The 20,951-nt window shown below is 53.5% G+C and carries 21 protein-coding genes; 7 read left to right on the top strand and 14 right to left on the bottom strand.

The window, feature by feature from the left end; genetic code table 11:
- Positions 1–9: 9 nt before the first annotated feature.
- From grxB to AC6I8K_RS15695, 6 genes are all read right to left on the bottom strand, one after another.
- Entirely contained in the window at positions 10–672 is a 663-nt protein-coding gene (grxB, locus tag AC6I8K_RS15720) for a glutaredoxin 2 (protein WP_497827043.1), read from the bottom strand.
- A 17-nt stretch (positions 673–689) separates the two neighbouring features.
- Positions 690–1,043, bottom strand: a complete 354-nt coding sequence (locus AC6I8K_RS15715) for a putative quinol monooxygenase (protein ID WP_064738552.1) — start codon at positions 1,041–1,043, stop codon at positions 690–692.
- Between the two features lie 124 nt (positions 1,044–1,167).
- Positions 1,168–1,365, bottom strand: a complete 198-nt coding sequence (locus tag AC6I8K_RS15710; protein WP_064738553.1) for a tautomerase family protein — start codon at positions 1,363–1,365, stop codon at positions 1,168–1,170.
- A 122-nt stretch (positions 1,366–1,487) separates the two neighbouring features.
- Positions 1,488–2,408 (bottom strand): LysR family transcriptional regulator, encoded by a 921-nt coding sequence (locus tag AC6I8K_RS15705; protein ID WP_497827042.1) that lies wholly within the window; start codon positions 2,406–2,408, stop codon positions 1,488–1,490.
- Positions 2,409–2,566: 158 nt separating this feature from the next.
- Complete coding sequence (locus AC6I8K_RS15700; RefSeq protein ID WP_497827041.1) at positions 2,567–2,974, bottom strand: DoxX family protein; 408 nt, start codon at positions 2,972–2,974, stop codon at positions 2,567–2,569.
- Positions 2,975–3,072: 98 nt separating this feature from the next.
- Positions 3,073–3,975: a LysR family transcriptional regulator gene (locus tag AC6I8K_RS15695; protein WP_064738556.1), complete on the bottom strand. Its 903-nt coding sequence runs from the start codon at positions 3,973–3,975 to the stop codon at positions 3,073–3,075.
- A gap of 140 nt (positions 3,976–4,115) precedes the next feature.
- On the opposite strand from AC6I8K_RS15695, the gene AC6I8K_RS15690 reads away from it, so the two are divergent.
- The gene (locus tag AC6I8K_RS15690; RefSeq protein WP_497827040.1) at positions 4,116–5,705 is read left to right on the top strand and encodes a carboxylesterase/lipase family protein; all 1,590 of its coding nucleotides are present in this window, start codon (positions 4,116–4,118) and stop codon (positions 5,703–5,705) included.
- A gap of 46 nt (positions 5,706–5,751) precedes the next feature.
- Here the strand turns inward: AC6I8K_RS15690 and AC6I8K_RS15685 are convergent, their stop codons facing one another.
- Positions 5,752–6,447, bottom strand: a complete 696-nt coding sequence (locus AC6I8K_RS15685) for a 3-keto-alpha-glucoside-1,2-lyase-like domain-containing protein (protein ID WP_497827039.1) — start codon at positions 6,445–6,447, stop codon at positions 5,752–5,754.
- A 482-nt stretch (positions 6,448–6,929) separates the two neighbouring features.
- Between AC6I8K_RS15685 and AC6I8K_RS15680 the strand changes: the two genes are divergently transcribed.
- Positions 6,930–7,145: a YdgH/BhsA/McbA-like domain containing protein gene (locus AC6I8K_RS15680; RefSeq protein ID WP_224933836.1), complete on the top strand. Its 216-nt coding sequence runs from the start codon at positions 6,930–6,932 to the stop codon at positions 7,143–7,145.
- A 956-nt stretch (positions 7,146–8,101) separates the two neighbouring features.
- Here AC6I8K_RS15680 and AC6I8K_RS15675 read toward each other — a convergent pair.
- The 7 genes from AC6I8K_RS15675 to AC6I8K_RS15645 form a co-directional block, all read right to left on the bottom strand.
- A complete protein-coding gene (locus AC6I8K_RS15675; protein WP_497827038.1) occupies positions 8,102–10,147 on the bottom strand; it encodes a 2Fe-2S iron-sulfur cluster-binding protein in 2,046 nt (681 codons plus the stop codon).
- 7 nt (positions 10,148–10,154) lie between these two features.
- The gene (locus AC6I8K_RS15670; RefSeq protein ID WP_497827037.1) at positions 10,155–10,772 is read right to left on the bottom strand and encodes a glutathione S-transferase family protein; all 618 of its coding nucleotides are present in this window, start codon (positions 10,770–10,772) and stop codon (positions 10,155–10,157) included.
- A gap of 132 nt (positions 10,773–10,904) precedes the next feature.
- Positions 10,905–11,417 carry a ferritin-like domain-containing protein gene (locus AC6I8K_RS15665; RefSeq protein ID WP_497827036.1) on the bottom strand — a complete coding sequence of 171 codons (513 nt, stop codon included), beginning with the start codon at positions 11,415–11,417 and terminating at the stop codon, positions 10,905–10,907.
- Between the two features lie 71 nt (positions 11,418–11,488).
- Positions 11,489–11,671 (bottom strand): con-10 family general stress protein, encoded by a 183-nt coding sequence (locus tag AC6I8K_RS15660; RefSeq protein WP_007893075.1) that lies wholly within the window; start codon positions 11,669–11,671, stop codon positions 11,489–11,491.
- Between the two features lie 357 nt (positions 11,672–12,028).
- Positions 12,029–13,435 (bottom strand): MFS transporter, encoded by a 1,407-nt coding sequence (locus AC6I8K_RS15655; protein ID WP_497827035.1) that lies wholly within the window; start codon positions 13,433–13,435, stop codon positions 12,029–12,031.
- 159 nt (positions 13,436–13,594) lie between these two features.
- The gene (locus AC6I8K_RS15650; protein WP_064738563.1) at positions 13,595–14,683 is read right to left on the bottom strand and encodes a tartrate dehydrogenase; all 1,089 of its coding nucleotides are present in this window, start codon (positions 14,681–14,683) and stop codon (positions 13,595–13,597) included.
- A 14-nt stretch (positions 14,684–14,697) separates the two neighbouring features.
- Positions 14,698–16,008: an MFS transporter gene (locus AC6I8K_RS15645; RefSeq protein WP_483816144.1), complete on the bottom strand. Its 1,311-nt coding sequence runs from the start codon at positions 16,006–16,008 to the stop codon at positions 14,698–14,700.
- Between the two features lie 131 nt (positions 16,009–16,139).
- Here AC6I8K_RS15645 and AC6I8K_RS15640 point away from each other — a divergent pair, with 131 nt between their 5' ends.
- From AC6I8K_RS15640 to AC6I8K_RS15620, 5 genes are all read left to right on the top strand, one after another.
- Complete coding sequence (locus AC6I8K_RS15640) at positions 16,140–17,048, top strand: LysR family transcriptional regulator (RefSeq protein WP_497827034.1); 909 nt, start codon at positions 16,140–16,142, stop codon at positions 17,046–17,048.
- A gap of 102 nt (positions 17,049–17,150) precedes the next feature.
- Positions 17,151–18,110, top strand: coding sequence for a LysR family transcriptional regulator (locus tag AC6I8K_RS15635; RefSeq protein ID WP_196762317.1), 960 nt, complete (start codon positions 17,151–17,153; stop codon positions 18,108–18,110).
- Between the two features lie 334 nt (positions 18,111–18,444).
- Positions 18,445–19,899: an NAD(P)-binding domain-containing protein gene (locus tag AC6I8K_RS15630; protein ID WP_497827033.1), complete on the top strand. Its 1,455-nt coding sequence runs from the start codon at positions 18,445–18,447 to the stop codon at positions 19,897–19,899.
- A complete protein-coding gene (locus tag AC6I8K_RS15625; protein WP_497827032.1) occupies positions 19,896–20,378 on the top strand; it encodes a CMD domain-containing protein in 483 nt (160 codons plus the stop codon). The genes AC6I8K_RS15630 and AC6I8K_RS15625 overlap by 4 nt, the downstream gene beginning before the upstream one ends.
- Positions 20,375–20,941: a peroxidase-related enzyme gene (locus AC6I8K_RS15620; protein ID WP_497827031.1), complete on the top strand. Its 567-nt coding sequence runs from the start codon at positions 20,375–20,377 to the stop codon at positions 20,939–20,941. Before AC6I8K_RS15625 ends, AC6I8K_RS15620 begins: the two co-directional genes overlap by 4 nt.
- Positions 20,942–20,951: the final 10 nt, after the last annotated feature.

Below are 20,951 nucleotides of genomic sequence, written 5' to 3'. Positions count from 1 at the left end.
AACATCGGCTCAGATTGCGATGTCATCATTGAGATTGACCTGGGATTTGACGGCCATCTCTCTGCGCCATGCATCCACCCTTGCTGGCCACTTCATCCCTTTAACGATGGATAACGAGCGCAGCAGTGGGAAAAGACGAATATCCGTCAGCGAGAAATGCTCGGTATCTTGCTCTTGCTGCGAGAGCAACAGCTCAAGAACCTCCAGCTTTGCATTTATCTCCGTCACCATGGTTGCGGTTTGGTCCAGCAAACGTGGGAAGGGACCAAAAACGGCTTCTTTCTTGCTGACAAAATAGTGTCTTGCAGCATCCTGACGAAACTCTTCAAAATCAGCGCTTGCCCAGCGTGGGATCGCCAGCGGATAAATCAGTTTTGTCGCCTCTTCCATCCAGGCTTCGATGGCTGCATTGTCAGGCACCGTCACCACAGCCGAACCGTAGGTCTCATCAATGTATTTGACGATGTCCAGACTTTCACCAATCGCTTCATTGCTTTCAGTGACCAAAATCGGAAGCATTTTTTTGCCGATAAGACGAGTGGGTGTTTCTTCATCATCGTTCGGCAACGTAATGATCTCGCACGCAACATCTTTCAAGCCAAAAATCATGCGTGAGCGCACGCAGAATGGGCAGTGATCGTACACATAAAGTTTCATAGCAGCGTCTTTCATGGTTTTTAATCTTAAAATTAACGGGTAAATCCATCAAAAGGTGTCATATACACGGCACCAAACGGATCTAAGCGTTTGCGGATTTCTTCATCGGGTTCGCCGTAAACCGTCAGGCCGGTGATGGTCACTAAAGAGAGAAAGGTTTCGGCGAAAGGTGCGAAGGTGTGATCAACATGGCTCACCAGATCCTGCTGACGATAACGCTCAACGATGTGCGCGGTTTTCTCATCGTCGCTGACGCTGTAGACGTAACTCAGTGTGCCGGGCTCTTTACTGGTGGCTTCTACTACGCGTGAAACCAATGCTTTAAACGCAGGAAATTGTCCGTCATTGACGGCCAGGTTAAACACGCAGGTAATTTCATTTTTCATCGTAATCTCCAGAACGGTGGGAGCAGGCGAACGTGCAAAGAAGAGAGGAAGAGATTCCCCGTAAGAGGAATATGCCGCTACGCGCGGGGGCATAGCGGCGGATTTGACTAAGCTGCGCTGCTTGCTAGCTCGATTTCTTCAGCGTCTCAGCAAAAATCTCACCTGAGATGGCCCAATTGCTGGTGGTTACGTCGTTGAAAATGACATAGACATACTGTGGATCAACGTTGGCGTGGGTGGCGATAGCTTCAGTCACCGCTTTAGCGATAGCAGGTTTAGCATCATCACGACCATCGAACATCTGGATATTAACGACTGGCATAGTAGAACCCCTTCATCAGTGGATAAATTGTCAGATAACCTGACGATGAAGAAATCCTACGCTGATAGCTGAGGTGGATAAACAGGCTCAAAGGGGACAGAGTGTAGAACTGAAGTCTACAATCATTCGAATGCTTTTTGTGCCGCTAATTCGATTAACTCATCAATGATAAAGCGAACGCCGGGTAGTAAATGACGGGCGCGGGGCCATATAACATTCAACTCGGTGGGCGCTGGATTGCAGACGGCAAGCAGTGGCAACAGTTTTCCAGCTTGGATGTGGGGTCGTAACAGCGCTTCAGGAAATTGAATCAAACCGGCTCCGGCAATACAGGCATCGATCATGGCATCGCCATCACTGATTTGATGAAAAGGTGTGGGTTTAAGTCTGATGTCCTTACCGCTCTCGTCACGGATTAGCCAGCTAAGCGGTGCGCCGCCGCGCCAGGCCAGAATACAGCGGTGATCGGCCAGTTCGGTCAGCGTCTCAGGTTTCCCGTACGTCGAAATATAGGCGGGAGATGCGCAGATAATCAGATGTTGATCGTTCAGCTTACGGGCGATGAGATCGGTGGTGTCTTTAACCGGACCAAAGCGGATAGCGAGGTCAAAACCAATGTCCAGCGGATCAATGATGCGATCGTTAAACGTGATGGTCAGTTTCAGATGCGGATAGCGTTTGGTCATGTCCATCAACACCGGCATCATCACCGAGCGGCCAAACGCGGCGGGTAAATCTATCCTCACTGTGCCAGTGGGCTCCGTTAGCTTTGAACGCAGCGCCATCTCGGCCATTTGCAGCGTTTCCAGCGCACTCTGGCAACTTGCCAGATACGCTTCACCTTCGGTGGTCAGGCTGATTTTACGTGTGGTGCGATGGAAGAGTGGAATACCGAGATTATGCTCAAGCCGCTGGATACTTTTGCCAATGGCCGATTTCGACACACCCAACTGTTCAGCAGCTTCAGTAAAGCTACTGGCGTTAGCCGCCGTCACAAAGTGGACGATGCTGCTGAAAGACTCTGTGGAAATCACTGTGGGCATCGTGAGCGCCTGGATGAAAATCAGAGGGTTACTTTAGCGTAAACGCGAAAAGCAAAACAGCGAACTGGCAGGATCAATCAGATGAAAGGCACGCGGGTACAACGTGGGGAAAAGCAGGGTTGAATGGCGAACAATCTGTTCGCCATCGGCAGACATTTTTATTTTTTTACTGCGGTAGGTTTGAGGGCAAACTTGCCGTCGCCGGTCAGTGCCAGAACAATCAAACCGATAATCCAGAATGCAGGGAATTCCCAGCCACCATTCGGGTTAGTAAAGAAGAAGCCTGCAGGTCCATGCACAGTGACAATCGCGCCCAGTAAAACCGGAATCAGCACGACAGCAACGATGCGGGTGTAGATACCCAGAATCAGTGCAATCGCGCCAATTAACTCAATTGCCATGGTGAGGTAAGCCAAACCACCCGGCAAACCCAGCGAGGCAAAGAATTTCGCGGTACCTGCCGGTGTGAAGACAAAAAACTTCAGCCCGAAGTGCGCAAGAAAAAGGATGCCTAAAGACAGGCGCATTAACAGAGCTGCATAAGGTGTTGTGCGGGTATCGAACATGGTGTTTTCCTCTCATTAAGTTGATGAGAGGACTTTACACTTATTCCGTTAAGGAGATTATCGGGTTAAAAAAGGGAATATTATTTCCATATTGGAAATCATTCCCAGCGCGGTGCTCCGGCAAAGCCTTCAACCAGAAAATCGATAAGTGCCCGTGATTTATGCGCAATATATTTTGCCGGTGGATAGAGGGCATAAAGCCCCATTGGCGGTGCTTCCGAGGAGGGAAGAACGGTCTCAAGCCTACCCGCTTTAAGCGCCTCGCTGACCACAAACGAAGGCAGGCGGGAGATGCCTAACCCTGCAGTGGCCGCATTTAAACACACTTCGGCATTGGAAAATTTCATCCTTCCTTTAACCGCCTGCGTGATGAGCTGCTTGTCCTCATCAAGAAATGGCCACAAGTAAGGTTCACGAAAATTCGTGTCCACCACGCAGTCATGTTCGGCGAGTTGCTCCCAATGGCTGGGCGTTCCCCGCGCAGCGAGATAATCCGGAGAAGCGACAAGAACAATTCTGATATCACAGAGTTTTCTGGCAATTAAGCTGCTGTCTTCTAACTTGCCAATACGTAAGGCCAGATCAAATCCTTCATCAATGACGTTTACCAGGCGGTCAGCAAAACGCACGTCGAGTTCGATATCAGGATAGCGATGCGCGAACTCAATCAACAAATCCGGCATTTGCAGTGTGCCGAAAGTAACCGGCGCTGAAATACGCAAGAGGCCTGAAGGTGTGTTCGAGGAGTTTCGGACTGAATCATTAAGGGCATCATAGTTGGCGATGAGTTGACGAATCTGCTCGTAATAAGCACGGCCCACTTCCGTGGGTGTCAACGAACGGGTGCTACGCCGAAGCAACGTTACGCCCAGATCACGTTCAAGACGTGAGATCAGCTTTGAGGCTTGTCCATGGCTGACACCCAAGCGCTGCGCTGCCGCGGTAAAGCTACCGGTTTCCATCACCGCGATGAACATGCGGTCACACTCAATTCTTTCCATAAGCCCTCAGGTGGGTCGTTATCCTTAATTAAAAACAAATCATATATAAAGCATGTATGAATTTGTCATTTATTTCGTTTTGTTCCAAATCTAAGGTGTGACGTATTAATGCTCTGTTCCGGGAGGATTGAGCTGTCTAAATGAATATTGAGGTTAATACGATGGACGATAATAAGCTAACGGGCCTGAATCGCTGGCTGTCGGATTTTCTGACGCCGATCAGTGCTCCACAATGGCCAGATGAAACCCCGCATGAAATCGACTCACCCGTCGGCAAGCTGCGCGGTAGCTTGCACGACGGCGTGTGTATTTATCGTGGCATTCCCTACGCCCAACCACCGGTGGCAACGCGTCGATTTGCTCCTCCCGTGCCCGTTCCGCCCTGGGAAGGCGTCAGAGAGGCGACTCAGTTTGCGCCGATGAGCCATCAAGGTGGCGAAGGTAACGTCTCCGAAGACTGCCTGTATCTGAATATCTGGAGCCCGGAGGGCAGTCGCGCAGCGGCACTTCCGGTTTACGTTTTCATTCATGGTGGCGGCTACGTTATGGGAAGCGGTTCTCAACCGCTTTACGAAGGAAAACATCTGGCTCAGCAGGGTATCGTGGTTGTCACTCTGAACTACCGTTTGGGTACGTTGGGCTTTCTGCCCTCGGCTGCTGCGTACGAAGAGCATGGCACCACAGGTAACTGGGGGCTTCTCGATATTATTGCGGCTCTCAAATGGGTACAGGAAAACATCCGGGCATTTGGGGGGGATCCTTCGCGCGTTACGGTGGGTGGAGAATCCGCTGGCTCTTACGCGGTCAGTACGCTGATTGTGTCACCGCTTGCCAGGGGCTTGTTTGATCAGGCGATTATGCAAAGCGGAAGCCTGCCCAACGCCACGGCAGTTGCGCCTGAACACATTCTCTCTCTTGAACAGGCCAAAGATCAGGCGTCACGGGTTTTTGATCAGTTTGGGTTAAAAGATGATGCAGCCGGTCTCGAAGCGTTAAGGGAATTACCCGTAGATAAATTGTTGGCCTTATCGACGCATTCAACGTTACAGCCGCCGCAAGTCGCCGGTTTCTGGCCCGTGCCTGACGGGCATGTTTATCATGCAAACCCCGTAGATACACTGGCAACAGGTGAGGTAAATCCGGTAAGGCTGCTGACAGGGTTTAATACCGATGAAGGGAGTCTTTTCGTACCACCAGATGTGACTGAGCAGCACTATGCATCATTAATTGAGAGTGCCTTTGGTGACAACGCCGCGCAGATTTTGCAACGTTTCCCGGTCAACATGGAATACAACGCGTCAGCGCGCATGAACCAGCTCATTACGCTGGGATTATTGCGCAGCGGTCTTTATCTCTATGCTGATGCGCTGGCACGTCATCGCGAAGTGTATGTCTATCATTTCGACTATATCGATCCGGATATTACGGCGACAGGGTTAGGCGTCATTCATGGATCTGAATTGAAGTTTATTTTCGGTAATCTTATCCATTCCGATAGCTGGGATGATGAAGCGAAAAGTATGGCCAGCAAGATGCAGGCGGCGTGGAGTAATTTCATAAAATATGGCAATCCCAATCCGCACAATACGCCGCCTGAAAACCCGCTATGGCATAAATATCATCCTGCTTCGCCCCAAGAGATGCATATTGCTGAAAAATGGAAAATGCAGCCGGTAGTAGACTGGGATAATGTGGTGTTTATTAATCAACGACTACAACGTCAGCGTTAAAATCGTTAATGAGCCAAAGGCGTCCCACATTGGGGCGCCTTTTTGATTATTCGCTTTCCGAGGTGACTTTCAAATCTTTAAACCATCCAATCGTCCCTGACTCAATCCAGATACCGACACCGCCCTGAGCTTTGCTACCCAGTTTAAGATCATTGACGATGAAAGCAGGCGTTGAGTTATGATTCAAATACAGCGTAGCATGCTGATCTTTAACTACAATTTTCACGTGATTCCATTCATTTAGCTTAATGTCAGCGTAGGTTTCATAACGCTCAGGCGCCTCTTTACGCAGCCGGTCAAAACGAAAGTCCGGATAAGCAAAATACTGAACGCTATGATTACGCCGTACTTGATCCTGCGACTGGCTATTGGTTGGACGTAGATAGATGTTTTCAAAACTCCCCTCTGGCTGAATGCGAAATGAGATGCCCATAAAACCCCGTGCGTAGTCAGGCGCGCCTGTCGCCAGCGTACTGGCAATCTCGACCTCAATAACACCGTTATGGAAGTTAATGGGGAGCCAGGCCATATAATTGCGATCGGTAAGTGTCTCTTTATTAGGGTCTTGCCATTGACGAGCTGGCATCGACAACCGCAATGCGTTGCTTCCTTTAACGTTCCCGTCCTCCAACGTGACGCCTATCAGGTTGAAGTCCTTAGCGGTTTTAGTTGGCGTGGTACTGGCTTCTGAGCTGAACGCAAGAATGCAGCCAACCGTTAACAATCCACTTTTTTTTAACATGCTTGACCGCCTTAAATATTGAGTCGTGTTTATGCGAGGTTACGATAGAGGCGATCCTGAGAAGGATAAATAACAGTGTGGTATCAACAGAATATGTAGCGTGTTTGGAATGAAAAGAGGGGGGATCAACCAATGCCAATATATGCAGTAAAGAGCGGAGTGATCCTCTGCTGTTGGCACGAGCAGAGCGGTAATTTTACTCACCCGTCAATTCTTTAAACATGACTTATCTGTACAGCCTCCACTGCTCCGCTATCACGAGGCAGGTAAGACTGTGCATTCCTACTGAGCAGAGATTGGACTGGGTTATCAATCGATGCAGTCGTGCCCATAGGCATACTTATAAGAAAGGCCTATCAGTGTGATAGTTAGCGAGATAACAATACCAGCATTTATTGTTAATATTGAAATGGTCACCTTGGTTATTATTATCTCATCGAAAGCAAACGTGCTTTCAACCATACATACTAAGGAATATGACCATGAAAACTATCAAAGCAATGTCTATCGCCGCTGTAGCCGCTCTTTCACTGATGTCAGCAGCCAGCTTCGCGCAAACTGTTACTGCAACTTCCCTGACACTGGATGGCGCGGAAGCGAAAATCGCCGCACAGGCACAGCAGCAGGGCCAGCAGTACAAAATCCTTGAAGCCAGCAACGGCAACGTTGTTCACATGACCGCTGAGCTTTATAAATAACAGATGGTCGCAAAAGGAAGTGCCGGAAGAGGTCGCCTTACAGGCGGCCTTTTTCGCTTTTGAACCTGCACGGACTTCTGTTTGAAATCACTCACAAATATCTTCTCGACGTTTTTACGCGCCGGATGGGATCTGCTGATTGATTTAATGGGTCGCTGAAACAAAGTTAAGACGATTATAAACCTGGCCGCTAATCCAATGCAGATTATTGGTTCGTCAGCCGCTTAATATAGCCGTTATAACTCCGGGCACGTCACGTTATAATGGAGATAACCAGATGATAAATAGTGAGGAACTACAGCGACAGGCAGAGTATTTTGCCTATGCTTATCTGGATGGGAAACCTGCGCGTATGCCGAGGATACTTTTCAGTCAATGGCCTGTATTTATTGCTACCGTTAAAAAACGACAGGGAGAATACTTGGGTTCGTTAAATAAAACAGGGGTGCTGGTTTAGCTTGATAAGCTATGTGGTGGTCAAGCAAACCCATCATCATGCCCAAATCCCACACCGTTCAGTATTAGTGTTTCAATGAATTTTTTCGCCCTCTATATTAATGCAATCATAGTGTTAGATAATCACAGTGAACGAAATTTAGTTCCATTGATTATTAACGAATGAGCATCAGTCTATTTTTGCCTTGGTAATCAGTGTCAAAATACTCCTGCTGAAATCTGTACCTTGCCCCTGATAAGTATAATTCTCTGTCATCGTGCATACCGGGCAATGTGAGAATGAACGACAGCGCAGAAATGCATATCCGGTTTTCGCCAGACTGCGCAGAATGACCCTTTTCACCACCATCGCGCCTTGGCTGTGTAAAAAGTTTGGCTATGAAGCCGTGAATAAGCCGAACTATGCGCCGAACTATGCGCCGAACTATGCATGGGTAATAACGCGTGGGTAATAACCCGGCCCGATATCTTTAAAACCCAAACACTATAAACCTCGCCGCCTATAGCGCCAGGTGAATCGCCTGCTTATCGCCATCTTGCTGCGCTGGCAGTGCGCAGCAAATCAGCACTTCATCCTCGGCCACGCGGGCGCTCGGTGGCGTTTTATAGGTCACTGAGCCCTGTAGCAGTTGGGTTTTACAGCTGCCACAATGTCCGGCGCGACAGCTGAATGCCGGGCTCAGGCCACGCGCTTCGGCCAGCTCCAGCAGCGAACCGGCATCCGGCGTCCAGCGCGCCTCTTTCAGTGAATCCATAAACTTCACCGGCACCGAATGCGTCGCCACTGGCGCCAGCGGTTTTTCTTCAGTCACAACAGAGCGCGTGCGCTGCAGCGACGATGGCCCAAAGGCTTCGGCGTGAATGCGGTCATCCGCGATATTGTAAGTGCGCAAGCCATCGTACAGCGCTTGCGTGAACGCCGGCGGGCCGCAGAGATAGAAGTCGTAATCGTTAAACGGTAGCACCCGCGAGAGCAGCGCCATATCAATGCGTCCCGCGAAGTCGTAATCCGTGCCGGGTTCCGCATCCGTTGTCTGGCTCAGCACGCGTATCATTGTTACCGCGCCGTGCGCCGCCGCCCGCAGCTGGTCGAGTTCGCGCACGAAAGGGCGCTCGGCTTTGCTGCGTGCCGACTGGAAAAAGAACGTCGGGCGCAGGCGCTGTTTGCGTTGCCCTTCAAATATCAGATGGCGCAGCATCGCCAGCAGCGGCGTGATGCCAACGCCAGCGGCAAGCAGCACCGCCGGGCGTGATGCATGAGCATCAAGCGTGAAATCACCCGCTGGCGCTCGCACGTCCAGCGTATCGCCAGCCGTCAGGTGATCGTGCAGGTAGCGCGACACCACACCTTCACGCTTGACGCTGATGCGGTAAAAGCCATCCGACGGCGCCACCGACAGCGTATAAGCGCGCATCAACGGCTTATCTGTATCGGGCAATTGCACGCGAATCGGCAGATGTTGACCGGCCAAATGCGGCAACAAACCCGCGCCGTCATCCGGCATTAAATGAAACGAGCGAATCGTGGCGCTCTCATCCACCACCTGCGTAACCTTAAACGGACGCCAGCGCGATGCCCGTGCTGTGGCTCGCAGGCGCTCGTCGGCCTTTTGCCAGTCCCCGGTCATCAGTGAACTGGGCGCTGCACCGTCGGCCTGCGTTAACCATCGCAAGGCGAGAGCGGCACGTCGACGCACCATTCGGCGCGGGCGAAATGTCCACAGTCGCTCTGCACCCTGAAACGCGGCGATCTCCGGCGAGTCGAGAATGACCTCGGCATCGCCGCTCATTTGCAACGTGTCGCCGCTGGCGTAATCAACAAACAACAAGCCTGCTTTGCCATTTTGATGGATATTGCCGAGCGTGTTGAAAAACAGATTGCCGTTGAAGTCGGGAATGGTCAGCAGGCCATCCTCACTGACGCGCACGAAACCCGGTTTGCCGCCACGATGCGAGGCATCAACCTGACGTTCGGCATAGGTGGCGACGTAGAACGTATCCGCAGCGGCGAGGGTGGCGCGGGCGGCATCATCCAGCGCGATCAGGGTTTCCACTTCACCGTGATAAGGCTCGGCGGGATCGTACGCAAAATGAAAATCGCGCAGCTGGATATAGCGTGGGCAGTTGCCAAAACTCTGCTCCACCTCTACGCGAAAACCCCCGCCAATCGCGTGCAGCACGCCGTTCATGCGGTTACGACGCCGCGTATGCAGTTCGATGCCGAGCAGCCCAACCGGCGCACCATCGTGCATACCCGCCGCCGCCGGATCGCCCTGATGCGGACGCGCTTCGATATTCAGCGTGGTGGCGTTGGGCGAGAACATAAAGCCGGGTTGGCCTTCCAGCAGCGTGACCCACGCGTCGCCCTGCGCATCGACGCTGCCGGCAACAATAAAGGGCAGCTGCGCGTAGAAGTCTCGATGTTGATCGGGCATGTGATCGCGAATCACGCGCTGGCCGACTTCAGCCATGCGCTCCGCCACGCCAGCCTGCTGCTGGAGCGCAACTTCACCCTGATGCCACACTGACAGTTTTTCGCCCATCATCCTCTCCTCAACGCTGACTGCGCAGGCCAGCCGCAGTTTGTGGGAAGGGCACAAAGCCCGGCAGCGCTTCAATGCGACGCAGTAGCGCGTTCACTGCCGGATAGCCGGAAAGGTCAACGTTGCCTTCTGGCGCGCCAACGATATAGCTGTACTGTGCAATGTCCGCGATGGTGGGACGATCGCCAACCAGCCATGCGCGGCCTTCGAGGTGCTTCTCAATACGCGACAGCACCAGATGCGCGCGGGCTATCACCTCCTCCGGGTGGAAAGGGCGACCAAATACGGTAATCAAACGTGCCGCCGCCGGACCAAAAGCGATATCACCGGCTGCAACGGTCAGCCAGCGTTGCACCGCCGCCGCGCCCAGCGCATCTTCCGGTAGCCATTCGCTGCGACCGGTTTTCTTCGCCAGATAGACCAGAATAGCGTTGGAGTCAGCAATAAATTCGCCGTCGTCTTCCAGCACCGGCACCTGGCCGAACGGATTCATGGCGAGGAATGCCGGGGTTTTGTTTTCGCCATTTTTGAGATCGACATCAATGACCTCATGCGGTACATCCAGCAATGACAGGAACAGGCGAGCGCGGTGAGCATGGCCAGAAAGGGGAAAGTGATAGAGTTTCATGTTGGCGGTTCCTTAGGTGATGCTCGGGAGGGGCCCGAGCCTGACCAAAGGTTCGCACAGACAATTTAGCGGCAGAATAGCCGAATTAGCGAAGTCATTGTTGCGAAAAATGGAAGAATCTCGCGGGAGGATCTATTTTTTGGCCTCGACGCCCGGCGTTGAGGAACGTATCAAATATTGCTCCGTCACCGCGGGTAAATGCGCTAAGGTCCAATCGGCCATCGCAATTTCCTGATCGCGGATGCGGCTAAACACGTCTGCACTGACGTGGTCGTTAAGATGCTGTGCCGCTGCAATCAGCGAGGTGTAACTGGCGATCTCCAGGTGTTCAAACACGTTGCCACTGATGGCGCCTTTTACCACTTCATCTTCCACCATCACGCCGCCGATTGATTGGCCGAAGGCGGAGATTTTGCCGGCGATATCTTTCAATACCGAGTGTGACTCGGAATAGCGATCAATCACGCTTTGCACCAGCACCTGATGTTCACGTGTTTCCACAATATGTTGCTCGATTCGCAATTTAAGATCGGGATAGTGTTCAAGGCGCGCTGCCATCTTTTCCAGCATCTTTTCGGCCTGTTTTTCCATCGCATGCGCATCCCTTACCCAATCGAGAAAGTGCTCTTTGTTGTCATTGCTCATAATATATTTTTCCTGACATTGAAGAATGTTATTGCGACGAGCGACCTGATGTTGTAGCCGCCGCAATAACGTCACTCTGGTGATTTATCCACTACGCGCCGGCTTTTTTTTCCGCCTTTTCGTCCGGCTTCAATTGCCCGTTCGGGATTATTACGGAAATTACCGCCGCTCAGTTGGCCGCCTTTTTTTCCCGCTTCACGGGCTCTTTCTGGGTCCATGGCAAAATTGCCTGAACCTCCACGTGGTGTTGTCATAATAAATACCTCAGATAAGTGGGATAACTCATATTTGACTTGCTACTTAAGGCTAGTCGTAAAAGCCTAACGCACAAGGCACTGTAATTAAGAGTTATCTTATCTGTGTTGATATTGCTCAGTTATTTTTTGTGGTTTAATTCCGTTGTTTTTTTATTTTTAATAAATAAAGCTCGATGAATAAAATATTGAGAGGTTGTTGTCCGCTTCGCTTATATTTCCAGCTTGGTACAAAGTGATGAAATCAATCAGCATTAAAGTGGTTTTTTGTTTTTTCGTCGATTTTAATGTGCAAAATTATTATTAGCCCTTAAGCCCTGAGGGCTAATAATGAGATATTTGCTTATAGTGCAGTATTTATTTCACCAGCACCTGCGCACCGGCATTTTTCTCCAGTCGCACCACATCAAACAGCGACAGCAGCACCAACACGGCGACGCCAGCGAAGGCGATATGGATGTCGCTTTGTGCAATCGTCGTATGCTCGTGCCACAGCATGGCGCCACGCAGGAACAACGCGGCCAATGCAATACCTGCACTCATGCTGAACTGGAAGAAAATACTGAACACCACCGAGGCATCGCTCATTTTGGCCTGCGGTACATCGGCGAAGCCCAGGCTGTTGTAGCAACTGAACTGCAGCGAACGTGACAGCCCGCCAATAAACAAAATCGCCGCAATCGCGAAATAGCCGAGTGACGGATTGAGCAGCAGGCAGCCCAACATCGCCGCCAGACTGATGACGCCGTTAACCAGCAGCACCCGACGAAAACCCCAGCGCTTCATCAGCCAGGTGGTGGCCGGTTTCATCGCCAGATTACCGGCAAACACCCACAGCACCATCGCGCCGGCCTGCGCCGCACTCCAGCCAAAACCCAGCTGGAACAGCAATGGCAGTAAAAACGGCACCGCATTGATTGAGGCGCGGAAGAACGATCCACCCATCACCGCATTGCGGAACGTGGCAATTTTCATCGCGCTAAACGGCAGCAGCGGCTGCGGATGGCGGAAGCTATGACGATACGCCAGCCAGCTACACAGCACGCCAAGCAGTAACAGTGGAATGCCGAGCGTGAGATGCATCTGTCCCAGCGCTTCCAGCGCAATAATCAGTGAGGTGCAGGCGGTGGCGGTGAGCACAAAGCCCTGCACATCAAACCGGCGCGGTTGCTCTGTTTTGAACTGCGGCACCAGATAAGCGGTGGCGATGATTGCGAGGATGCCGAGCGGAATATTGAGCCAGAAAATCCACGGCCAGTGGCCATAAGTAACAATCAGGCCACCCAGCGGCGGACCGAGCACCGGCGCAATCAGCCCCGGCCAGGTAATGAAGGCGATGGTTTTCACCATGTCCTTTTTCTCGGTGACGCGCAGCACCACCATGCGACCCACTGGCACCATCATCGCACCGCCAATGCCTTGCAGAATACGGCTGAGCGTGAACATCGCCAGCGTGTCGCTCAGGCCACACAGGATGGAAGCGAGGGTAAAAATCAGAATGGCGCTGGCAAACACCGTGCGTGCGCCGAAGCGCTCCGCCAGCCAGCCGCTAATCGGGATAAAAACTGCCACCGCAAGTAAGTAAGCGCTAACACCGATATTCAGCGCCACCGGGCTTGAGGCGAAATCCCGCGCCATTTGTGGAATTGCGGTGGTGATCACCGTGGCATCGAGGTTTTCCATAAAAAAGGTCACGGCGACCAATAACGCTAACAGCAGGGTGTGATGGGAGTTCGGTCTGGCTTCTCTGCCTGAGTCAATCATGCGAGGTCCTGCGAAAACAAGGGTATGCAGAGACTGTTAATGAAAAGCGCTTAGGGTGCAAATCAAAATCACAGCATGCACGAGTCGTAGCGGCGCATTCATTGCGCGATAAATCGCGCCGCTACGAAAGGTGCGATGATTGGCCCCGCACAGGGCAAATCAGATGGCTTCTGCCACGCTGGCTTTGGACGTAATAAACTGCACTACCGCACGCGTCACCTCGGCGGTGTTGGCCGTGCCGCCGACATCCGGGGTCAAAATGCCTTTGGCGCAGACAAACTCGATGCCTTGCATAATCAGCGCCGCCGCGTCGCGCTCGCCGAGATGCTCCAGCATCTGCACCGCGGTCCAGAAGGTGGCGATCGGGTTAGCAATGCCTTTGCCGGTGATATCAAACGCTGAGCCGTGAATCGGTTCGAACATCGACGGGTAGCGACGCTCGGGATCGATATTGGCGGTCGGCGCCACGCCGAGACTGCCCGCCAACGCGCCAGCCAGATCCGACAGAATATCGGCGTGCAGGTTAGTGGCCACGATGGTGTCGAGGCTTTGTGGATGCAGCGTCATGCGGTGCGTCATGGCATCAACCAGCATTTTGTCCCACTGCACGTCCGGGAACTCTAGCGCTACTTCGGCGGCAATCTCATCCCACATCACCATGCCGTGACGCTGGGCGTTGGATTTGGTCACCACGGTGAGCAGTTTACGCGGGCGCGACTGCGCCAGTTTAAAGGCATAACGCATGATGCGCGTCACGCCGACGCGGGTGAAAATCGCTACTTCAGTGCCCACCTCTTCCGGCAAACCGCGGTGTGCTCGCCCACCGTTCCCGGAGTATTCGCCCTCAGAGTTTTCCCGCACGATGACCCAATCAAGATCGCCAGGACCACGATTGCGTAGCGGTGACGTCACACCCGGCAGGATTTTTGTGGGGCGCACGTTGGCGTACTGGTCAAAGCCCTGACAGATCGGCAGACGCAAACCCCACAGCGTGATGTGATCCGGCACGTCTGGCGCACCCACCGCACCGAAATAAATCGCATCGAACTTCTTCAGCGTTTGCAGGCCATCTTCCGGCATCATCACGCCGTGTTGTTTGTAGTAATCCGAACCCCAGTCAAAGGTCTCTACATCGAACTTCAGCTGCGGATCCTGCCGCGTCAGCGCGTGCAAGACTTCCACACCGGCAGAGATCACTTCCGGGCCAATACCATCTGCGGGAATAGCGGCAATCGAATAGTTACGCATGTTGTTTCTCCAGATTAATGAGTATGAGGATGAGGAAGCTCCGCCGTTTGCGGCTTATTGCCGCTGGCAGAGAGCAGCAGAACCACGATGGCGGAGATCGCCAGCAGTCCCGCCACGAAATAGAGGCCCCAGCTGTAGCTGCCGGTTTGCTGGCGAATCACGCCAATCATCATCGGGCCGACAAAACCGCCGAGGTTGCCAATCGAGTTGATGGTGGCGATACCCGCCGCCGCCGCTGGACCGCTGAGGAACAGCGTCGGCATGCTCCACAGCGGCGGTTTGGAGGCGCTGATACCAACGGTCACCAGCGTCAGGGCGATAATCACCGTAAACAGCGTGCTGACGTTGCCGGCATAAATCAGTCCGGCTGCCGCCAGTAAACAGGCACTAATCACGTGCCAGCTGCGCTCTTTGGTGCGATCCGAATGGCGCGCCCACAGGATCATGCCGATCACGCCGATTACCGCCGGGAAGGCGTTGAGGAAACCGATCTCCATTGAGGATGCGCCAAAGCTGCGGATGATCTGCGGCGACCAGATGCCCAGCGTGTACAAGCCCGCTGAGGTGCCGAAATAGACCAGTGCCAGCGCTAACACGCGTTTATCAGCCAGTCCGCGCCATGCGCTGCTGTGGCTCTGATTGGCGGCGCGCGCCTGTTCCTCCGCCCGCATGGTGTTTTCCAGCCAGGCGCGCTCCTCATCGTTCAGCCACTTCGCTTTTGCCGGACGGTCGGTGAGGTAGAACAGCACCACGATACCGAACAGCAGCGCCGGGATGGCTTCCAGCACAAACATCCATTGCCAACCGGCGTAGCCCAGTAGGCCATGCATCTCCAGCAGCGCAGCAGAGATCGGCGAACCCAGTGCTGTTGAAAGCGGTGCGGCAGCCATAAAGATGGCGGTGACCTGTGCGCGTTTCGCCGCCGGGAACCAGTAGCTGAGATAGAGAATGATGCCGGGGAAGAAACCGGCTTCCGCTACGCCGAGCAGGAAGCGCAGCACATAGAAGCTGGTGGTGCCCTGCACGAAGGCCATGCAGCCGGAGACTAATCCCCAGGTGATCATCACGCGGGCGATCCAGATACGTGCGCCGACTTTATGCAGAATTAAATTCGACGGCACTTCAAACAGGAAATAACCAAGGAAGAAAATTCCGGCACCAAAACCAAATACCGTGGGTGAGAAACCTAAATCCTGATTCATGGTTAATGCAGCAAAACCAATATTGACGCGATCGAGAAAGGCGATGAAGTAGAGCAGCATGATGAAGGGCACAATGCGTAACGTCACTTTACGCATCACCCTTTTTTCGAGGTGAGAGTTCATATTAAAGTGCTCCAGATTGTGTAGGGGTAGTATTATTTTTTTGTCTTCGCGTTCAGTATGCAGTTTTGCTTTAGCGGATCATCAGGCGTGGATTATATAAAGTATTTGCATAATCAACGGGCGAGGGAAATGTGGATATAAATCAATTGCGTTGTTTTGTCGCCGTAGGCAAAGAACTCCATTTCGGGCGCGCTGCCCAAAGAATGGAAATGATGCCTGCGTCACTTTCTCGCTTCATCCGTTTACTGGAAGAAGACCTTGGCGTGCGCTTGTTAAATCGCTCGACGCGCAATGTTTCATTAACCGCCGAAGGTGCAATATTTTTTGACGAGGCCAGCAAGTTAATCGATCAATTTGATGCGCTGGCGCAGCGATTTAAAGTGGGATTAAAAGATGAACGTCGTACATTACGCATTGGCGCCATCGATAGCGCCGCGTGCGGATTAGTTCCGGCTTTACTCAACTTATTTGTGCCGCTGCATCCGCACAGTGATATTCATATTATTGAAGACAAAACCATTAATTTAATCCCGAAATTAAAATCGGGCTGGCTGGATATGATTTTTATCCGCGAACCGCAAAGTATCGATGCGTCTTTAGCGGTGCGTTTTATTACCCGTGAAAGCTGCGTGCTGGCTGTGCCAATTCAGCATGCGCTGGCGCAGCGCGAACGGGTGGCGGTGGCTGATTTTCAGCATGAAGCGATGATTATTCCCGATCGCCGCACGCGCCCGCACAGCCACGATCTGACGATGAATTTGTTCAAACTGGCGGGATTTACGCCGCACATCGCGCAGTTCGCCGAAGAGAAACAAACCATTCTGAGTTTAGTGTCGGCCGGTTTGGGATTGGCCGTGGTGCCTGCGTCGTACCGCACGATGAATAGCGACAGCGTGCGCTATATTGCGCTGGATTTACCGGAACAGATTAAAGGTTTGCCGCTGAGCATTGCCTGGCAGAAGGGCAACGAAGATGCGTTTCTGCGCGAGATGCTGCGCTTACTGCATGAGCATGAGGGTCAGCTGACGGCGAAGCTGTAGCGCTGTTTCCATCCAGTGGCTAATTGCCACGACTCTCTCTATGATGAAAACTTTCCCGCGCCAATGTCGGGAATGATCAATGAGTTAGGGGATAAACGCGCGATGACCATTTTAAACGACCTGGATTTGCGGCAGCTGGAAGCCTTCTCGGCGGTGATCTCCGCCGGTAGCGTTACGGCGGCGGCGAAGGCGCTTAATCGCTCGCAGCCGGCGGTGTCGCGTTTGATTCAGGAACTGGAACAATCGCTGGGTTATCCGCTGTTTATCCGCAACGGACCGCGTATTCATCCCTCGGAAGAGGCGCTGCAGTTGCATCAGTACGTGCAGAAGGCGCTGCTCTCATTGCAACAGATCCGCCTGCGTGCGCAGGAGATTGCCCATCAGCAGCATCGTCCACTGAGCATTGCCGCCACGCCCGCGCTGGCGGCGGGGTTATTGCCACAGGCACTGGCCGCGCTTAACTTGCAGAACAAAGTGCAGATCATCAGTGAATCCGCCGTGAATACCGCACATGCGGTGATAACTGCCGAAGCCGATCTCGGTTTATGTAGTTTGCCGCTGGAACATCACGCGGTGGAGCTGCACTGGATTGGACAGTCGCAGTGCGTAGTGGCGCTGCCGGAAAATGATGAGTTGGCCGCGCACACGCAGCTGTCGTTGAGCAGCCTGGCCGGACGCCGTTTGATTGCGCCCTGGAGCCCGCAGCGCCTGCGCGGGCGCTATGAAAAAGCGCTGAAAAAGGTCAAAACGCCGCTGCATGAAACCATCGAAACCAACTCATCCGCTAATATGCTTGGCTGCGTACGCGCCGGACTCGGCGTGGCCATTCTCGAACCCGTTACCGCCTGGGGCATGCCGCTGGCCGGTGTAGCGATCCGCCAGCTTGAGGAGGATATTCCTTACTACTTTGGTGTCATCACGCCGCAGGGGCGCCAAATCTCCGCTGCCGCACAGTCATTGGTCGAGGCAATCGCCCGCGCTGCCGCCGATTTGCTGCCCGGTTTTGAACGCCTATCCGCCAGCGAGCATCCACGCATTATGCGCCTGATTAATCAGGATTGAAGACCAGTGCGGATATCAACAAGGTCGCCATGAATGACGACCCTACAAACCAACGATGTAGGGGCGCCATTTATGGCGACCGCCAGCCGCGTCAGCCTCGCTTATAACATTTCTGGCATAAGATATAAGAAATCCATTGGTCAAAAGCTGAGCGTGATTCTTGACTCCGAATTAGGGCAAGAGGATTATGCGAAACCTTAGCTCTTACTATGCGGTTTGGTAATTATTGCCCTTTAACTATGTGTTATAGGGATAATGAAAATGCAAATTGACCACCGCGCTTTAGTGGTTTTCGCCCGCATTCAGGCTGCCGCTTCTTTCAGGGAAAATGTGTATGACTCATGCCGCCGATGGCCTTGCCGCGCTGGAAGACCAGCTTCAGCAGGATTTGGAATATCTTGAACTGCCCGCGAAATCCTGGGTGCCAGAGCGCACGCAGGATGGCGCACCCGCGCGTGACGTGGTGGTGATCGGTGCGGGCATGTGCGGGCTGGCGGCGGTGGCCAAATTACAGTTCACCGGCATCACTAATGTGGTGGCGTATGATGCCGCACCTGCCGGGTTGGAAGGTCCGTGGGTGACATTTGCGCGCATGGAAACGCTGCGTTCGCCGAAGTCATTGCACGGTCCAGCGCTCGGTATGGCGCAGCTGACGTTCCGCGCGTGGTTCACCGCGCAGTGGGGCAAAGACGCCTGGCAGGCGCTGGATAAAATTCCCAAAGCGCAATGGATGGATTACCTGATTTGGTATCGCAAGGTGTTGAATCTGCCGGTGCGCAATAACGTGCGCGTCACGCATATTGCCTTTACAGGCGATCTGATTGCCCTCGATCTCAGCGGTGCCGAAACCGGCCGCATTTACACCCGTCGTTTGGTGCTGGCCACTGGACGTTCTGGTCTCGGCGGCTTTGCTGTGCCGGACTTCCTGCAGGGTATTGATCGCCAGTTCTGGGCGCACTCCGCCGACGACATTGATTTTTCTGCCCTGCAGGGCAAGCGCATTGCGGTAATTGGCGCGGGCGCATCCTCGATGGATAACGCCGCCACCGCGCTGGAAAACGGCGCGGGCGCGGTAGATCTGCTGATTCGTCGCAAACAGATGCCGCGCATTAATAAAATGACCGGCATTGGCAGTCAGGGCGTGGTACACGGCATGCATCAGGTGCCGGACGCGTGGAAATGGAAGTTTGTCGATTACACCGCCGCCACGCAAACCCCGCCTCCGCGCTCCTCGACACTGCGCGTGTCGCGTCATGCCAATGCGCGCTTCTTCCTCGACTGCGGCATTATCGCGGTAAAACAAACAGGCGATGGCTTACTGATTGAAACCACCCAAGGCCCGATGCGCTATGACTTTCTGATTGCCGCCACCGGTTTTAGCAACGATTTCCACGGTCGCCCAGAGTTTGCCGCTCTCGCGCCGCATATCCGTAGCTGGCGTGACGGACGCTATCAGCCAGAGATGGGCGCGCCGCGCGCCAATCTGCTGGAAGCGCCGGATCTTGGCCCCGCATTCGAATTCCGTGAATTAACGCCTGGCGCATGTCCGCTGCTTGCGCATATTCACTGCTTCAACGATGCCGCGATGCTAACGCACGGCAAAGTCTCAGGTGACATTCCAGCAGTAAGCGCCGGTGCCGACCGTCTGGTGCGCGGTATTACCGCTTCGCTGTTTGCCGAAGACATTGAGCAGCATTACGCCAACTTACAGGCTTTTGACACCCCTGAATTGCAGGGCGACGAATGGGTGGATTCCACGCCCTTACTCAACCAGGAGAACGCGCAGTGAGTGACGCAATTGATCGCGCAGTGGGCTTAAACGCTGAAGATGCGCTGTATGGAACGCGCCGCCTGCGCCCGGAATTTGTTGATGGCGCGGAACAGTGCCGTCTATCGGTGCTGGCACCTAATGACGATCAGGGCTTAGCGCCGGACGTGCGTTTTGCGCTGGCGCAGCGCATGGCGATGCTCAATAACGATGCCGAGTTGCAAGCCGATTATCAGGCGCAGCTGGCAACCTTGCAGCCATCAGATCAACTGCTGGCGCTGGCAGCTGGCGCAAGCGAGCTGGCTGAACCGCTGGCAACCCTCGCGCGCCACGCCGACCTCGTTACCCAGCAGCCGATGAACGCCACCGAGCAGCATATTCGCCTGCTGGAGCAGGCAGGATTGAGCAATCCGCAAATTGTGGCGCTCTCTGAACTGATCGCTTTTGTTAACTTCCAGACGCGCGTCGCGGCCGGATTACGTTTGTTGAGGTCTGCATGATTCCGTCGGTTAATCTTAAGCCTCTGTATTGGCACCCTTACATCACGCCGGTTGAGGTGGCAGATGCCACACCTGCGCAGCTCGATGCGATGAAAGTGACGCCATCTAATAAGAAGATCTCGGAATATGTGCGCACGCTGGCACACGATCCCGACAGCTACGTGGCGCGCACCGTGCTGTTCAACGCCATTATGTATGTAGAGGGCGGATTGGATCGCGCGGATCGGGAGCTCGGTGCGTTAGGGGCTTCAATCGTCAACGGCTGCAGATATTGCGCAGTGGTTCACGCGCGCCGCCATGCGCAATTGGCAGAAAGTGATGCGGTGGTGAGTGCGATCTACTTCGATCGCGCTGATGAGCTGGGCGAGCGTGACGCGGCGATCTACCGTTTTGCTCGCCGCCTGTCAGTCACGCCAGCAGAAGCCAGCGCCGAGGATATGGCGGCACTGCGCGCGGTCGGCATGAACGATCAGGAGATTATCGATCTGATCCACGCCATCGCCATTTTTGGCTGGGCTAACCGTCTGATGCATGTGCTTGGCCATGCTGATCTGAATAAATAAGGGCTGCTGC

Source organism: Pantoea sp. X-Soil-ISGK-421 (assembly GCF_059730785.1).
The sequence above is the reverse complement of the archived record's forward strand: the minus strand, read 5'-3'. Positions and strand labels throughout refer to the sequence as shown.